The 15,201-nt window shown below is 71.2% G+C and carries 16 protein-coding genes; 8 read left to right on the forward strand and 8 right to left on the reverse strand.

Annotated elements, in window-relative coordinates; genetic code table 11:
- Window positions 1–217: 217 nt before the first annotated feature.
- From ACRAKJ_RS13915 to ACRAKJ_RS13940, 6 genes are all read left to right on the forward strand, one after another.
- Window positions 218–619, forward strand: coding sequence for a hypothetical protein (locus tag ACRAKJ_RS13915; protein WP_438925195.1), 402 nt, complete (start codon window positions 218–220; stop codon window positions 617–619).
- A 485-nt stretch (window positions 620–1,104) separates the two neighbouring features.
- Complete coding sequence (locus ACRAKJ_RS13920) at window positions 1,105–1,530, forward strand: hypothetical protein (protein ID WP_447008965.1); 426 nt, start codon at window positions 1,105–1,107, stop codon at window positions 1,528–1,530.
- Window positions 1,531–1,678: 148 nt separating this feature from the next.
- A complete protein-coding gene (locus ACRAKJ_RS13925; protein WP_438925197.1) occupies window positions 1,679–2,182 on the forward strand; it encodes a hypothetical protein in 504 nt (167 codons plus the stop codon).
- Between the two features lie 333 nt (window positions 2,183–2,515).
- Window positions 2,516–2,740, forward strand: coding sequence for a hypothetical protein (locus tag ACRAKJ_RS13930; protein ID WP_438925198.1), 225 nt, complete (start codon window positions 2,516–2,518; stop codon window positions 2,738–2,740).
- 237 nt (window positions 2,741–2,977) lie between these two features.
- Complete coding sequence (locus tag ACRAKJ_RS13935) at window positions 2,978–3,916, forward strand: hypothetical protein (protein ID WP_438925199.1); 939 nt, start codon at window positions 2,978–2,980, stop codon at window positions 3,914–3,916.
- A 179-nt stretch (window positions 3,917–4,095) separates the two neighbouring features.
- Window positions 4,096–4,899 (forward strand): hypothetical protein, encoded by an 804-nt coding sequence (locus ACRAKJ_RS13940; RefSeq protein WP_438925200.1) that lies wholly within the window; start codon window positions 4,096–4,098, stop codon window positions 4,897–4,899.
- A gap of 52 nt (window positions 4,900–4,951) precedes the next feature.
- Here ACRAKJ_RS13940 and ACRAKJ_RS13945 read toward each other — a convergent pair whose 3' ends face one another.
- From ACRAKJ_RS13945 to ACRAKJ_RS13960, 4 genes are all read right to left on the reverse strand, one after another.
- Window positions 4,952–5,659 carry a hypothetical protein gene (locus tag ACRAKJ_RS13945; RefSeq protein ID WP_438925201.1) on the reverse strand — a complete coding sequence of 236 codons (708 nt, stop codon included), beginning with the start codon at window positions 5,657–5,659 and terminating at the stop codon, window positions 4,952–4,954.
- A gap of 280 nt (window positions 5,660–5,939) precedes the next feature.
- Window positions 5,940–7,574: a cellulose-binding domain-containing protein gene (locus ACRAKJ_RS13950; RefSeq protein ID WP_447008966.1), complete on the reverse strand. Its 1,635-nt coding sequence runs from the start codon at window positions 7,572–7,574 to the stop codon at window positions 5,940–5,942.
- A gap of 70 nt (window positions 7,575–7,644) precedes the next feature.
- On the reverse strand, window positions 7,645–8,706 hold the full coding sequence (locus tag ACRAKJ_RS13955; RefSeq protein WP_447008967.1) for a pectate lyase family protein: 1,062 nt from the start codon (window positions 8,704–8,706) through the stop codon (window positions 7,645–7,647).
- A 63-nt stretch (window positions 8,707–8,769) separates the two neighbouring features.
- Complete coding sequence (locus tag ACRAKJ_RS13960) at window positions 8,770–9,966, reverse strand: pectate lyase (protein ID WP_438920828.1); 1,197 nt, start codon at window positions 9,964–9,966, stop codon at window positions 8,770–8,772.
- 1,161 nt (window positions 9,967–11,127) lie between these two features.
- Between ACRAKJ_RS13960 and ACRAKJ_RS13965 the strand changes: the two genes are divergently transcribed.
- Complete coding sequence (locus ACRAKJ_RS13965; RefSeq protein WP_438920829.1) at window positions 11,128–11,451, forward strand: DUF6342 family protein; 324 nt, start codon at window positions 11,128–11,130, stop codon at window positions 11,449–11,451.
- A 197-nt stretch (window positions 11,452–11,648) separates the two neighbouring features.
- Here ACRAKJ_RS13965 and ACRAKJ_RS13970 read toward each other — a convergent pair whose 3' ends face one another.
- Window positions 11,649–12,818 (reverse strand): sigma-70 family RNA polymerase sigma factor, encoded by a 1,170-nt coding sequence (locus ACRAKJ_RS13970; RefSeq protein ID WP_438920830.1) that lies wholly within the window; start codon window positions 12,816–12,818, stop codon window positions 11,649–11,651.
- 327 nt (window positions 12,819–13,145) lie between these two features.
- Here ACRAKJ_RS13970 and ACRAKJ_RS13975 point away from each other — a divergent pair, with 327 nt between their 5' ends.
- Window positions 13,146–13,706 carry an EF-hand domain-containing protein gene (locus ACRAKJ_RS13975; RefSeq protein WP_438920831.1) on the forward strand — a complete coding sequence of 187 codons (561 nt, stop codon included), beginning with the start codon at window positions 13,146–13,148 and terminating at the stop codon, window positions 13,704–13,706.
- 52 nt (window positions 13,707–13,758) lie between these two features.
- On the opposite strand, the gene ACRAKJ_RS13980 is transcribed toward ACRAKJ_RS13975, so the two are convergent.
- Genes ACRAKJ_RS13980 through ACRAKJ_RS13990 form a run of 3 tightly spaced genes read right to left on the reverse strand, consistent with a single transcriptional unit; the run spans window position 13,759 to window position 15,187 of the window.
- Window positions 13,759–14,238: a hypothetical protein gene (locus tag ACRAKJ_RS13980; protein WP_438920832.1), complete on the reverse strand. Its 480-nt coding sequence runs from the start codon at window positions 14,236–14,238 to the stop codon at window positions 13,759–13,761.
- Window positions 14,214–14,561 (reverse strand): DUF6114 domain-containing protein, encoded by a 348-nt coding sequence (locus ACRAKJ_RS13985; RefSeq protein ID WP_438920833.1) that lies wholly within the window; start codon window positions 14,559–14,561, stop codon window positions 14,214–14,216. Before ACRAKJ_RS13985 ends, ACRAKJ_RS13980 begins: the two co-directional genes overlap by 25 nt.
- Window positions 14,561–15,187 (reverse strand): DUF6230 family protein, encoded by a 627-nt coding sequence (locus ACRAKJ_RS13990; RefSeq protein ID WP_438920834.1) that lies wholly within the window; start codon window positions 15,185–15,187, stop codon window positions 14,561–14,563. The genes ACRAKJ_RS13985 and ACRAKJ_RS13990 overlap by 1 nt, the downstream gene beginning before the upstream one ends.
- Window positions 15,188–15,201 lie beyond the last annotated feature (14 nt).

Genomic DNA, 15,201 nt, shown 5'->3' on the forward strand with positions numbered 1-15,201 from the left:
TTGTGGGCAAAGGTGGCGGCCCGGGTGGGCAGACGCCCTCCCCGGCGCGGTGTCACGTGACCGACCGCGTGGTCAGCTTGGTGCAGGCCATCCGGAAGGCGGTAGACGTGGTCATCCGTACGCAACGAGCCGACGCGGTGTCGGCGGTGCCCGACGTCACCCCACCCGACCGGGGACGCCCGAGCCGCGCCCGGTCCGCGCACCGATCGTCCACCTGATGCCCCCGGGTGACGAGGGCGCGGTGCCCTTCCCGCGCGAGGAGTTCGGCGGCGACCTGTTCCTGCTGCTCGCCGCCGACGGCAGGCTCGTGCTGGAGCCGGCGGAGGCGGACCGGATCATCGCGGGCCTGAAGCGCACGCTCGACGTGGTCGCCGACCGCCTGCGCATGGTCGACCTCCTGCGGGACGTGCCCCTGGACAAGCTCCGCCGGCTCCACCCCGGGCTCGACAGGGTCGTCGCCGACGCGGCGTTCGAGGAACAGGTCACCGGGGGACACCTGCGGCGGACGCTGCACGAACTGCCCAAGTACATCGAAGCGCTCGAACTGGCCAAGCGGTCCGCGCCCGCCGAGGAGGTCCCCGACGGGCGCGGCGGTCCCGCGACCGCGACCGCGCCGTGACCCTGTCGAGCCGTCGATCAGGCGGTGCGCCCGCCCGTCGTCCGCGGCGGGAACGGTGTGCCTGCCGAAACGTCGTCCGTTCAGGTCAGGCGACGTGGTGGCGCGCGATGGGGAACGCCCGATCGGCGGGGGAGAACCGCGGACGGGTATCACCCAGTCGGTGTTGCAGGACGGTGGTCCTCAGGTAGGCCAGTCGAAGCGGCACGGTCGGTCGTCGTGCCGCGCCAGTCGACGGCGCTGCGGACTGTCGGCGTTCCACCCCGCACCGCCGTCGCCACCGGCCTGACCGCCCGCGTCGACGCCGAACGCGCCGGGGCCCGACCGGGAGTCGCGTTGCGCTGTTCGCCGACGTCCCGCGTGCGAGCGGTCGTCTGGTCCGGAGAGCCCTCGGGCCGCTACCGTGGGGGCACACCGCCGACAAAGGGTCCTGCTCCGCTTTGGAGGTTCTCTTGGTGTTCCTGCGTTTTCTGACCCGAGTGGCCGGTGTGTCGACCTTGGTCGTCGGTCTGCTGACCGGTGTGGTCGTCGGCACGGCCAGTGCCTGCCAGTGCCTGCCCGGCGGGGAGCCGCAGCGGTACGCACGCGCCACCCACGTGTTCGCCGGTTCCGTGATCAGCAAGGTCTACGAGTCGCCGAGCAACCTGCGCTACACCTTCAAGGTCGGCGACGTCTACAAGGGCGACGTCCCCGACGTCGTCGTGGTCGGGACCTACGGGGAGACATCGGCGTGCGGCCTGGTCTACCTGCAGGTCGGTGACGAGTACCTGATGTTCACCACCCTCCGTGGCGACAGCCTGCGGACCGGCACCTGCGACGGCAACCGGCCCGCTTCCCTGGGCCCGCCCGTCACGGAGCCGACCGCCGTCGCCGCCTCCGCCGGCGTCGCACCCTGTGACGCGGCCGTGGCCTGAGCACGTCGGTGCGTCCGGGAGCCCGTCCTCCCGGACGCACCACCGCCGCGTGGGCTCGACCGGGGTGGATCGCCCCGCGGAAAATGCGCTGAGGGCAGGCCCGTAGTGCCGGTACGGTGCGCATTCCCGGAACACCCGGAGGGGTTCGGTGATCGGTGATCGGGCACGGTTCGGGGTCCTGGTGGGGCCCGCGGAGGCCGAGCACGCACAGCTGCGCTCCGTCACGATCTACGTCGGCGGCGAGAACCTCACGTTCCGGGACGACCAGGTGTACGTGCCGAACTTCCTGCTCCGGGTGGGGTTGACGCTGCGCGCGCTGGACGACTGGCCCGACCTGGCGCCGCACGCCGCGGTCCTCGGCACCGACCCGCGGGCGCTGCACGAGCGCCTGGTCGTCGAGAGCGAGCACGACCCGGTCCTGGCGTCGTGGGAAAAGCGGCTGTCGTTCCTGGAGTGGGGCGAGATCACGTTCCCGTTCCACTCGTTCCTGTTCCGCTTCGGTGACCGCACCTGGTTGACCGCCCGGCACCGCGAAGGCGGGTTGCGGGCGGTGGAGATCGGGCTGGCCGAGCTGCGGGACATCGTCGAACGGGCGCACCGCGTGGTCGCCGACGACTACGCGGCCCACCGGAAGCGCGCCGGGCTGGACTGAGCCGTCCGCACACCGGCGCCACCTCCGCGGCGGTGACGAACCCGCGACACTCCGCGCTCCACCACCTCATGTCGTCCTACCCGGCGTCGGATTCCGTCCGGTGGGACGCGATCCCGGCCGGCGTTGACGAGGTCGCGGATGGGCAGCGGCCCTCAGGTGTGGACCAGGCGGGTGATCGCCGGGGGCGTGGTCCACTACCCGATGCAACAGCACTGTCGTACCTGTGAGGAGGGTGCGTGTACCCGGCGGCCGAAGGCCCGGTGAACCGTCCGACGGGCTTCTTCGAGCAGCCGGTCTGGACCGTGCTCGGGCTCCTGGTCGTGTGCCGGTCCCATGATCCCGCTGGTCGGGATCAGCGGGTACGTCCCCGACGACGACCGCTGCACCAGGGTCCGGATGCTGGTCACCGTGCCGGGCCGGCCGCCGTTCACCACGAGCCACCTCGTCGACGGGGAGCAGGCCATCGAGGTCGGGGCGGGCATCCCGGTCGACGTGCACCCGACGCGGGACCTGTTCCGCCTGGCCGCCGAGCCGTCCGCGGGTGGGGTGTCGCGGTAGTCCTCCGCGGTCGGGACCACGCCGGTGCGCGGACGCCGGACCACCCCGCTCCGGCGGGCGGGCTGTTGCCCGTCTGGGTAGGAGGCGGGTGGGGGCAGTCCTGATACACCCATCTTTTTCCCGCCCGAGGTTGAGGGGGCGACCCTCATGACATCGGTGTTTGCGCAGGTCAGGCTTCTCCTATCGACAGCGAAGGGGCCACGGGAGGTGGCCCCCTCCACAGGAGGCAGGAACCCCATGTTGCGCAAGGTCGTCATCGCCGCCATCGCCACCGCCGCCGTCAGCTCCGTCGCCCTGCCCGGCCTCGCCGCCGCCGACCCGATCATCGGCACGCCGTCGCCGTGCGTGAAGCTCACCGACGTCACCGGCCCCGACTTCGAGGTCAAGCAGTGCGGCGTCAGCGACGTCGACCAGTACCGCGCCGGCTTCGCGGCCAACGGCGGCACCCACTGCGGTCCGTCGTCGCTCTACAACGTGCTGCACTACTGGGGGCACGAGAAGCAGGCACCGGTCGGCTGGCTCACCACCAAGGTCCGCAACCTCGACCCCAAGGACCCGGCCCACTACGGCATCGTCACCAACTCGATCGGCCGGATCGCCACGGACTCCCAGTGGAGCGTCGAGGACGGCACCAACTCGACCAACCTGCGCACCGCGTGGAACATCGCCACCAAGCCCGCCCGGGATGTCGGGTGGTCGACGGCGACCGGCGGGATCGGCACCACCTCCGGCCCGGACTTCGCCGGTGAACTGGCCAAGAAGCTCAACCAGGGCCCGGTGCAGATGTGGTACGGGCGCTACGTCGCGGGTCCGCAGAACAGCCTGAAGCGCGACGGCGGGCACCTCGTCACGGTGGTGTCGGCCAAGGGCTCCTTCGGCGGTGACTTCGTGCAGCTGCGGCTGGCCGACCCGGCCGAGGCGGCGGACCACGGCCAGGCGGGCTACCTCGACACGCAGTCCGCCTACGAGACGCTGGCCGTGACGCTGACGCGCCGGTCGGTCTACGAGTACCTGCCCGTGAAGGACGACGAGACGACGCCGGTCAACGAGAGCCTGCAGCCCGGCACGTACCGCTCGGTCGAGCGCTGGGAGCTGTCCGGCACGGCGTACGCCGACCAGAACAAGCCGCTGGTCGAGGGCTTCAACTGGTTCACGATGTCCCCGCCGGTCGGCTGAGTCCCCGGTCGTGCAGGCCCCGCTCGCCGAGCGGGGCCTGTCGCCGTGCCGGCGAAGTCCGGCCGAATGGCCGAAACCGCTGTCCCGGCGCGCCGCCCCCGGTCCGCGGTGGGGAACAAGGACTCCGGACTGTCGGGAACTCCATTCCGCGAGCAGTGCCGGCCTGCGATCATCGACGCGTGTCGAGCCTGGTGCCGGCGGGTGTGGTGACGGCGGTCGCGGCGGTGCTGTACGCGGCGTTGGCCGTGCTGAGCCGGCGGCCGAAACCGGCGGAGCGTGAGGTGCGCGCGGCGCTCCCCGGGCTGGAGATCGACCCGTTCCACGCGCTCGCCGTGCGGTGGGCCCACACCAGTGCGATCGACGACGACGCCGTCGCGACCCTCCTGCTCGACGACCTGATCACCCTCGACGCCGAGGGCATGATGACGGTGACGGAGCGCGGCCGGGACCCGCGGCACGCGCCCGCCCACCCGGTCCCGGCCGCGTGGCTGGACGCCGTCGCCCGCGCCGGCCGGCCGGTCGCCCTGTCGGAACTGCGCCGCGACCCCGAGCTGCGCGAGCGGTGCGAGACGTTCCTGCGGGAGCAGGACGCCCGGCACGCCAGGTGGATGCGTCCCGTGCCGGACCGCGCGGCGACCGCCGCCCTGATCGTCACGTGGCTGCTCGGCTTCTTCTACGCGGCCCTGCTGCTGTTCTCCGGCGGGCACCGCCCGCCGGGCGGGATCGCCGGCGGGCTGGGCCTGACCCTGCTGCTCGGGGTGCTGTTCACCGCGCTGCTGAGCCGGCTCGTCAACCACGCCTTCCCCGACCCGCCGGAACTGTTCCGGGAGCACTGCGCCGGGTTGCCGCCGCACCCGGCGACCGGCCTGCTGGACCCGGACCGGCGGGCGCTGCTGCGGGTCAGCTGGAACTACCGGACCGAGTACGAACTGCACCAGCAGCGCATCCGCGATGCGTACGACAACGACAGCGGCGGCTTCTGACCCGGCTCTGCGGACGGGGTGGACCGGACAGGCCCGGGTGACGGCGCCAGAATCACCCGATCGTGTTCGGAACTTCCCTTGTCGCCGCGCTGTCCCGCACCAGCTTCGACAGGGCCAGCACCCCGACTCCGACGAGCACCGTCCACCACGGGTACCGCCAGTCGGCCAGGACGTTGTACCAGTCGGACCCGGAACGGCCGACGGCCGTGTCCGTCAGGGCGCGACGCAGCAGGAGCAGCCGGGCGAGGGACTCCACCAGGGCGAGCGCGGGCAGGGCGATCAGCAGGTACAGGCCGAACACGCGCAGCCGCGAGGCCGTGGACGCGACGAGGAAGCCGTGGTCGGTGGCGTGGTCGAGCAGTCTTTTGAGCAGGAAGAACAGGATGGTGTAGCCGAGCGCGCCCGGCAGTTGCTCCGCCAGCACGAGGCCCCTGGCCCCGCCGGAGAGCTGCTCGAAGCAGAAGCGCTGGCTGTCGATGTCGACCAACACACCGGCCTGGAGGTAGTCGTCCTCGGTGTCCTGCACGGTGAACGGGCCGTTGTTCACGGTGGAGAAGCACGCGAACTGCAAGGTCGGCGTGAACAGGGTCACCCCCGACCGGATGACGACCCCCATGGCCGAGAGCACCCACAGGACCCGGGCCAGCGTGGTGAACGTGCCGAGGGGGTGCTTCCCGCCTCGCGCGCCGTCCCTCGGCCTGCGGCGGCGTGCGTTGTCGTCGTCGCCGGACAGCGGCGGTAACGGGGACGTCCCTGGCACGGTTCTCCCAACGTCGAGGTCGGTGGTGCCGGGAGACCCTACCGACGACGGGAACCGGGTGGTCGGCGATCGCCGCACTGGCCGACGCCGTGCAAAGGCAGTGGACGCGAGCGGCGGTCCGCCCGGGGACCCTGCGCGAGTCGCACGATCTCACGACTCCACCGTCCTGCGCCGTAGGTGGACCGTCGTGCTCGACGAGCCCGCGTGCGCACCGGGCGGGTACGACGTCGTACCCGCCCGGCTCCGGTGGTCCGTCCCGCGACACCGCTCGCAGCGGGGGCTACGGCGTCACGGGCTTGCCGCCGAGGGTGACGGCGAGGCGGCCGTCCGCGGCGTAGGACCAGCCCAACGCGCCGGAGTAGGACGCGCACCGGGAGCCGTTCGTCCCGGACCAGAACTGGTTCGACGCGTCGGAGTTGCCGACGACGCGGTCGTTCGCCCCGCTGCCGCTGCGGCACGAGGTGTTGTCGCGGAACACCGACGTCCCGCCGTCGAACGTGTAGTTGCGCTCGTCGTTGTCGATGCTGAGGTTGTTCGAGATCGTCATGGTGCCGAGGTTGCGGTTGTAGGTGAAGCCGTGCTTGCCGTTGTCGTAGGCGATGTTGCGGCGGATGACGTGGTTCACGCCGATGTCCTCGCCGCCGAGCTTGTAGCCGTTGCGGTCGCCGTTGCCCGCCTGGCCGCCGTTGCTCAGCGTGCCGTTCTTGTACGCCAGCGAGTCCTCGATCGTCACCGCGCCGATCGCACCGGTGTCGGTCTTGGTGTAGAGGTCCCAGCCGTCGTCGATGTTGTTGTGCGCCACGGCGTAGCGGAAGACGTTGCCGGGGCCGGACGTGAGCTTCGCGGCGAAGCCGTCGGCGTCCTCGCCGTCCGAGTCGGCGTTGTCGTGCGACTCGGCGCTGAGGATCAGGTTGTTGGCCGGCCACTGGTCCTTCGGCGTGGTGGACAGCATCCGCGACAGTTGCAGACCGGTGTCGCGGTTGAAGCGCGTGATCGTGCGCTCGAAGACGTTGTTGCTGCCGCCCACGAAGATGCCGTTGTCACCGGCGCGCTCGACCACGATCCCGCGCACGTGCCAGTAGTTGCCGTTCACGGCCAGGCCCCGGTTGGCCGGGTCCTCGGCCTGCGCCGAGAAGTTCAGCACCGGCGTCTCGCCCGGCTGCGCGTAGAGCTTCTTGAGGGCGCCGGAGGTGCCGTTGTTGCCCTGCGGGATGGTGACGGTCTGCGAGAACGCGTAGTTCCCGCCACGCAGGAAGATCGTCCCGCCCTGGGCGACGCGGGTGATGGCGGAGGTGAGCGTGGTGGGGTCGTCCTGGGCGCCGGTCGCGCTGTCGCGGCCGTTGGGCGCCGCGTACAGCGTGCCCGCGGGCGGGTTCGTCGTGGTGGTCGTGGTCGTGGTGGTCGTTGTGCTGGTGGACGTCGTCGTGCTGGTGGTGGTCGACGTCGTGGTCGACGTGGAGGTGTCGGTGGGCACGCCGGTGCAGGCGACGCCGTTGAGCGTGAACGAGGTCGGGACGGGGTTGGAGCCGGTCCACGAGCCGTTGAAGCCCGGCGTCACCGACGCGCCCGTGCCCAGCGAGCCGTTCCAGGGCGCGTTGCGCACCGCCACCGCGCTGCCGGACTGGGAGAACTCGCCACCCCACAGCTGCGTGACCCGCTGACCGGCGGGGAACGCCCACTCCAGCGTCCACCCCGACAGCGCGTCACCCAGGTTGGTCACCGTCACGGTGGCGCCGAAACCACCCTGCCACTGGTTGGTCACGGTGTAGTCCACCCGACAGCCCGCCGCGGCCCCGGCGCTCGTGCCACCGGCGGCCACCATCAACGCCGACACGGCTGCGGCGGACGCGGCGGCGGCCAGGGCCGTGCCCCAGCGGGCCGACCGGGTCGTGCGCCTGACCATGCGTGGGTTCATGCATCGACTCCTTGTGAGCAGGGGGAGGAACGCGGAACGTGTCCCGGGCGTCCGGTCACCGCGACGGGTGTCAGTTGCCGATGTCGGGTTGGGGACCCGCGCAGGTGCGCAGGAGGGCGGGCACGTCGGCCGCCTCGTCCAGGGTGTAGGGGTAGAAGTCCGACGGGGTGAAGGCGGCGCCCCCGGTCTGCTGCTTGCCGGTGGAGCCGACCACGATGCTGCCGCTCTGGCGCAGCTCGGCGGTGGCGTCCTTGTAGTAGGGGTCGCGGACGTTGTCGAAGTAGCTGTTCTCCAGCACCATCCTGGTTTTCCCGCGCGAGTAGTTGCCGTAGCCGCGCACGTCCTGCAGGTGGTTGTTGTAGAGGTGGGCGTGGGCCACGTTGTCGGTGCTGGGGTTGCGGCTGTTGGTGTCGTGGATCCAGTTGTGGTGGATGGTCGTGCGGGCGGTGACGTTGTCGGTCCAGCCGATGCCGAAGGACTTGTTGCCCTCGGCGAGGACGTTCCACGACACGGTGAGGTTCGTGGTGTCCTTGCGGCTGTCGACGAGGCCGTCGTTCATGCGCACGATGCGGTTGTGGTCGATCCAGATCCGGTCGGCGGTGTCCATCTGGACACCGTCGTGGTCGAAGTCCTTGTCGTCCGGGTCGTCGGAGGCGACGCGGGTGTCGCGGATGGTCAGGTTGCGGATGATGACGTTGCCCGTGCCGGCGTTGAGCCTGAAGCCGCCGCCCACGACCTCCCCGCGCGTGCCGACGCCCACCACGGTCTTGTTCGAGGCGACCGGGACCTCCCTGCCCAGCGGGGTGATGGTGATGGCCCGGTCCACCCGGATCACGTACGGCTCGGCCGCCGCGGCGTAGCGCTCCAGGCCCGCCTGGTCGGTGACGGTGACCGTGGTGCCGCCCGCGCCGCCGGTGGTGCCCGCCGCGCCCGCGAACCCGTCGGGGGTGGCCGGCCACCCCCCACCGCCCGTGGTGCCGGTCGTGTCGGTCGTCGTGGTGTCACCGGTGCAGGTGGCGCTGTTGAGCGCGAAGCCGGCGGGTGCGGGGGCCGTGGCCGCCGGCACCCCGCCGCCCACCACCGCCACCACCGCGGTGACCGCTCCGGCGAAGCGCGCGCGGAGCATCGTCATGCGTTTCACGGATCTCCTTCGATCGATGAAGCGATGCCGCTGTCGGGTCGCCCCGCGGGCCGACTACCGCTGGGTGATGTCGGACGGCGAGTAGAAGCAGTTCCTGCCGTCCGCGCCCTCGCCGATCTTCTTCGGCTCGGAGCCCTTCGGCACGCCCTGGTACTTCTCGCAGATCACCGCGCTGCCGTAGACGGTGATGCGGGAGAAGCGGGCGGTGTCGCCCCAGTTCGTGTTGATGCCCGCCAGCACCTTGGTCGACCGCGCCGTGACGCCGTCCATGACCACGTGCCGCTGGTAGGACGTCGAGCAGTTGCCGCACGCCCGGTACAGCTTGCCCGCGTTGTGCACCTGGAAGTTCCGGATCGTCACCGTGCCCGCGCCGTTGTGCTGGAACACCTTGTCCGACGCCGACTTCGCGCCGCCGCCGTCGACCAGGTAGGTCGCCGAGGAGCTGGAGGACTTGAACGTCGCCGCGTCCTCGCCCACGTCGTTCCACCAGACGTTGCGGATGGTGCAGGACCCCTCGCAGTGGATGCCGTCACCGGCCGGCGCGTCGATGAACAGGTTCTCGATCGTGCCGCCGTTGGCCACCACGAACATCGGGTCCTGGCTCTCGCCCTGACCGCCGTCGCCGATGCCGTAGTACTTCTTCATCCCACCGTTGAAGTACGTGCCCACGTTCCGCGTGGTCGTCTGGTGCACGCTGCCGGTGTCGGTGGGCCACGGGCCGCTGCCGTCACCGCCACCCGGCTGCTGCGACGTCGTGGTCGTGGTCGTCGTCGTGGTCCGGGTGGTGGTCGAGGTCGAGGTGCTGGTGCCGGTGGGTGAACCGGTGCACACCACGCCGTTGAGCGTGAACGACGACGGGGCCGGGTTGGAGCTCGTCCACGATCCGTTGAAGCCCGGCGTGACCGAGGCGCCCGTGCCCAGCGAACCGTTGTAGCCGGCATTGCGGACCGTCACCGCACCACCGGACTGGGTGAATTCACCGCCCCACAGCTGCGTGACCTGCTGACCCGCGGGGAACGCCCACTCCAGCGTCCACCCCGACAGCGCGTCACCCAGGTTGGTCACGGTCACGTTGGCGCTGAAACCACCCTGCCACTGAGTGGTCACGCTGTAGTCCACCCGGCACCCGACCGCCGCATTGGCATTCGTGCCGACCGCCATCACCAGGCCCCCGGTCAAAGCCGCCACCGACATGGTCGCGGCAATACCGGTGGTCCGACTCCTCACCCGCTCGCCCATGCGCAGACTCATGCGTCGCCTCCTTGCGAACAGCACTCCTGGACATCGGTTCCGCATCAGCGTGCCCACCGCCAACTGGCGGGATCAGCGGTGATCACAGGCTCTGGGAACGCTCCCAGAGAGCATTGCGCAACTTTTCGGGACTGGCAACAACATTCACATTCATGAACGGCCGGTTCCGTTTCGATCATGCAGGTACGACGCTTGCGGATTGACAATTCGTCAACCGGACATCAGGTCGCATCACCGAGAGCGAGCGGTCAAGACTGCGCGCTGTGCATCTTTCCGGCCAATCGCAGATCATTCACGAACATGAACAAAACGAGTGCGAACGACGACGACGCTTGACGCGTCCGGGTTTCACACCCCGGTGTTGAGGTGGAGTGCGAGGGTGGCTGGGTCGGGCCGGCGGTGCGGGTACGGCGGCAGGCAGTGGCCAGGCGGACGTCAGCTCCGCGGCCACTCGGCCGCAGGTGCCGCTGCGGCGCGGATGCGCCGGCACTCGAAGCTTCCCACCGACCAAGGGGAACGGCGGTGCTCCGGCCGGCGAATAGTGCATACGAGTGACGCCGTCCCCGCTGGGATGGACGACTCGGGTGACGCGGTTGACGGCGAAGTCCTGCTCGGTTTTACGGGGTGATCGATCACGTAATCGCGAACGGGTTGCGGCACTCTGCGGTTTTGCGGTAGATATGCACTGGAGCCCACCCGACCTCGAAGCCGCTGTTCACGGCGGCTTCCGGAGTTGTCGTCCGAGAGGCGTGTCCAATGTCTGACGTCGGCGCACTCGATGTCGTACGCACTCGGGTGGTCATCTCGCATTCGCGCAGAAGGCGCTGCGCCATCGGTCCCAGCGTCCTCCGCCATCCGGCGGTTCATTCCGGCCGGTCGACGGCCGACGCCGAAATAATTGTGGTCCGGCGAGATCGTGGTGCAACGCCGTGACATCTCGCCCCGATCCCCGGTCGAGGGCCAGGAGGGGTGGGTTCGCGGTTGAGGCTGGTCACACCTGGTTCGTGGCTCGGGGCGTTCACGGCGGACCGGCCGGGCCCGCGGGCGAGGAGAGGCGAGTGGTCGAACCGGCGACCACGGCGCCGGCACGTGCCGTGCGGGTGGGAAGTCACCTGCTCCGGAGTTCCGAACAAGGTTTCCCGGAAACGGAAGGACATCGTGATGGCGGACATCGACCTCGGAGAAGCGACGGACTGGGCGGAAGGGGACACGCACGGCCGGATCAGCCTGCAACCGAACAAGGAGTTCAACACGCCGACGCAATCCGCGCCTGCGGAGAAGGACGTGGTCATCAGTTCGCCGTTGAGCATCGAGCTCTCGGTCAACACCAACCACTCCACCGATCAGCAGGGGGACAAAGTCATCTTCACCACCTACCACGGTGACCAGAAGAGAACCATCGCGGTGCTCGACTCCCAGGGCAACCTCTACATCGCCGGCCGCGTCTTCGAAGGGCAAACGAACCTGTTGACCATGTACACGTAGGCGCGGCTGCGCCCCGGCACGATCACGTCGTGCTGTCGTGCCAGATGCCCGCGGGCGGTTCCGCCGCGGGCATCGGTGCTGTCGTCCGGCCGCCTCCCGCGGTGACGACGTCGCCCTGCGCGAGTCCTCCTCCCACGCGCAGAACGTCGGAGCGGCGCTGCGCCTCCGGGCGGCACCGGCCGAAGGGGAAGGGTTTTTCACCACCTCCGCTGTCCGGTCTCGTGCCGGGTAGTCGATCCGGCGCCGCCCACTGCGGGTTCCCGCGAAGGGGCGACGATGCCGTCCCGGTGCGGCGCCGCGGGTGCGTCGGGCGTTCGGGACTCCTGTCGGGGTGTGCCCGGCCATCGCGCGTCCGGGACGTCGGTGCCGATCGGTGACCGTGCGCCGATCGGCGGCCGTGGGCCGACCGGGGACGTGGGTACGGGTGCGGCGGTGTCGGTCGGCGTGGAGGAACGTGCCTCGGCGAGCGCGGAAGGGGTGGGTGGGGTGGTTCCGGGCTGCGGGGTCGTGTTCTCCCGGGCGCGCGGCGCGGCAGTGTCCTGAGTGGTCTCGGGTTCCGGGCCGGGCGCGGTGGCCCGGTCGCGGGTCGGCGGGCTGGTTCGGGACTGCTCCGCCGCCCCGGGCGGGGTGGCCGTGGGCGTGGGACCGGGTATCGCGGGCGGTGCGGTCGTCGTGCCGGGCGGGGCGTGGACCGTGACGGGCGGGGCGTGGACCGCGACGGGCGGTGGATCGGCTACCGGGCCGTGGTGGGGCAGCGGGGTGACGCTGATCGCGACGGCGGTCAGGGCGACGGGTGCGGTGGCCGCCGCCGCCGCGGTGCTCTGGCGAACCCAGCGCAGGACGGTGCCGGCCACCGCGGCGGTGGCCCCGGCGGCGAGGTGGCGCAGCAGGCGACGGGCCCGGGTGAGGTGGGACTGCACCGCACGGGTGGTCAGTCCCAACTCGGCGGCGGTCTGCCCGGTGGTGGCACCGGCGGCGATCGACCGGCACACCTGCCGCGTGGTGGGCGGCAGGTCGTCCAACGCCTGGACCAGCCAGGCGGCCAGTGCCCGGTCGACGACCACCTCGTCGGGGTCCACCGGGGGCGGGGTGGCGGCCCGCAGCCGCGCGAGGGCGCCCTGCTCCCGTTGTGCCCGCCGGACCCGGTCGACCGACCTGTGGCGGGCGACCACCCCCAACCACCGGTCGAGCGACTCCACGCCCCCGGTCCCGTCCCTACCCGCGTCCGCCCGGTCGCGGGCCAGCAGGGTCAGCAGGGTCAGCACCGCGTCGTGCACGCAGTCCTCGGCCTCGAACCGCGACATCCCCGCCTGTTGACAACGCCGCACCACCCGCGCCACCACGCGAGCCAGCTCATCGGAGTCCATCCCGCTCCTCCCACCCTCGCGCACCTCACCTGCCCGCCCCTTCGCAGGCCGTGAGGCGACGCGCCGTTCCACCCGGTGGCGTGTCACCACCTTCAGTGGCAGCATCGCTGCGGGTGACACCGACGTGACGTTCGGAGCAACTGAATGACCCGTTCGGGTTAATATTAGTGTGAAAGGTGGAGCTGCGGCGGGGCAACCCCGCCGAACAGGGCCCCGATGGGTCAACCCATCGGGTAACGCGGGCACCCTTTCGGACCTTGTCCGCTGACTCCGGACGGCGGCATCCTGTGTGCCGTCCGCCTCGACCGATCACGCGGGGAGCGTCCAGTGCCGGTGAACGACCTGCTCAAGGCCAAGATCGAACACGGCTTCTCGCACCTGGACGTGGACGGCGACGGGCTGCTGACCGAACAGGACCACGTCCTGATGGGGCGCCGCACCGCCGAAGCCCTCGGGCACGCCCCCGGCTCCCCGCAGGAGCAGCGCATCGTCGACGCCTACCTGCGGATCTGGCACGACCTGCACCTGCCGCACATCCCCGATGGGGGCGTCGCCATCTCGCGCGAGCAGTTCGTCGGCTCCACCGGGTCGCTGTCCGACGACCCGGAGGGCGCGCGGGCCGGCGTCGGCGCGCTCGCCGAGGCGTTCCTGTCCATCGCCGACACCGATGTCGACGGCCGGGTGAGCCCGGTCGAGTACGCGGCGTTCCTGCGGGGGCACTTCCCCGGCTTGACCGAGGCCGAGGTGGCCGAGGCGTTCGCGCACCTCGACACCGACGACGACGGTCACCTCACCGCCGAGGAGTTCACCCGCGCGTGCGTGGAGTTCTGGTCCAGCACCGACCCGGACGCCCCGGGCAACTGGTGGATGGGCCGCCCGTTCGCGTGACCCCACGGGACTTCGCGGGACTCCGCGGGACGAGCCGGCGGCACGCCTCCGGCTAGCGCTGCCGTTCGAGGGCGAAGCGGCTCACCGTCGCGGTCGACGCGTCGAGCCGCACGTCCTCGGCCACGACGTCGGTCAACGTGACCGACGGCGCGGGCAGCGACAGCGGGAGAGCGTTCGCGGCCAGGGTGATCGGCACCCGGCCGAACAGCCTGCCCGACACGGACCTCGCCTCCAGCACCACGGTCCCGGAGAAGCGCGAGTTCCCGACGCGGATGACCACACCCGGCCGCGGGACCAGCTCGGCGTCGAGCAGTTCCAGCGATCCCATGCGCAGCACGACCTCGGAGCCCTGTTCGTAGCGGACGTCGTGCGCGACCGCGGTGCGGGCGCGGAGGGACCCGTGCGCCACGTCGACCGGCGCCGACGACCCCACCGCGGGCCAGCTCTCCCGCACGGGCCACACCGCGGTGGCGCCGAGCACGAGGACCACCGCGGACAGGCGGCCGATCACGCCGGTCGGCCCGCGCGCCACGCCGTCGCGAGGGAACCGGCGACGAGGGCCAGCGCCGTCCCGACGAGGAACCCGCCGAGGTTCGCCACGACGTAGGCGACGAACCCGAGGGCAATCACCGCCACACCGATGGCGACGCTGCGCGCGGGCCGCCGCCACAGCGCGACACCGCCGCCCACCAGGCCCGCGGCGACGAGCACCGAGCCGATCCCGCCGATGCCCTGGACGAGCAGGAACCGGTAGCCGGTGACGGGGACGAGCAGGACCTCCACCCCGGCGAGCACCGCGAGCAGCCCCGCCCAGAACGGGCGCTCGCCGCGCCACCGGGTGAACCGCGCGACCATCAGAAGCACTCCTGGCGTCCGGGCACCGCGGTGATGTGCAGGCCGGTGAGCTTGAAGACGCCCGCGGTCGTGGTGCCGGACCTCGACCTGAGGTCGTCGATGACGATCGCGTCCGCCTGGTGGGCGTAGTCGCCGTCCCTCCCGGTGACGCCGCGCGCGCCCCGGTCGACCTTCCCGGCGTCCGTTCCCAGCACCAGGTTGGTGAGCGTCGCGTCGGAGTGCATGTCGGAGAGGTTGAGCACAAGGTCGCTCGCCTCGACCGCCTCGTCGCCACCCGCCCTGGCGACGATCGTCACCTCCCCGACGAGGCTCGGGACCAGGGCGGAGAAGCACAGGTCCTCGACCCGGGCGGACCCGATGCTGGTGACCACCACCGCGTCCTGGTCCTCGCCGACGCCGACGAACTGGGCGAAGCCGTCGCCCTCCACGCGCTTGGCGGAGAACTTGAAGTTCTCGCCGGAGAAGGCGAAGGCGGTGGGGACGGCCGCGGTGGCGGTGGCGGTGACCAGCCCCGCGGCGAGGCCGGTGCTCGTGGCGAGCACGACGGTGAACCGCGACCACCGCGTCCGGCCTCGTGCCGGGGTCAACGGCGTGGTGCGGTCGTCGGACATGCGGTCGTCGGACATGGGGGCCTTCCGCA

This window comes from Saccharothrix sp. DSM 118769 (assembly GCF_052936295.1).

Excerpts from the sequence above, each read along its gene's own strand:
- ACRAKJ_RS13915 (WP_438925195.1), top strand. The coding sequence starts at position 218 with ATGCCCCCGGGTGACGAGGGCGCGGTGCCCTTCCCGCGCGAGGAGTTC.
- ACRAKJ_RS13930 (WP_438925198.1), top strand. The coding sequence starts at position 2,516 with ATGATCCCGCTGGTCGGGATCAGCGGGTACGTCCCCGACGACGACCGC.
- ACRAKJ_RS13935 (WP_438925199.1), top strand. The coding sequence starts at position 2,978 with ATGTTGCGCAAGGTCGTCATCGCCGCCATCGCCACCGCCGCCGTCAGC.
- ACRAKJ_RS13950 (WP_447008966.1), bottom strand. The coding sequence starts at position 7,574 with ATGAACCCACGCATGGTCAGGCGCACGACCCGGTCGGCCCGCTGGGGC.
- ACRAKJ_RS13955 (WP_447008967.1), bottom strand. The coding sequence starts at position 8,706 with ATGACGATGCTCCGCGCGCGCTTCGCCGGAGCGGTCACCGCGGTGGTG.
- ACRAKJ_RS13960 (WP_438920828.1), bottom strand. The coding sequence starts at position 9,966 with ATGAGTCTGCGCATGGGCGAGCGGGTGAGGAGTCGGACCACCGGTATT.
- ACRAKJ_RS13965 (WP_438920829.1), top strand. The coding sequence starts at position 11,128 with ATGGCGGACATCGACCTCGGAGAAGCGACGGACTGGGCGGAAGGGGAC.
- ACRAKJ_RS13970 (WP_438920830.1), bottom strand. The coding sequence starts at position 12,818 with ATGGACTCCGATGAGCTGGCTCGCGTGGTGGCGCGGGTGGTGCGGCGT.
- ACRAKJ_RS13985 (WP_438920833.1), bottom strand. The coding sequence starts at position 14,561 with ATGGTCGCGCGGTTCACCCGGTGGCGCGGCGAGCGCCCGTTCTGGGCG.
- ACRAKJ_RS13990 (WP_438920834.1), bottom strand. The coding sequence starts at position 15,187 with ATGTCCGACGACCGCATGTCCGACGACCGCACCACGCCGTTGACCCCG.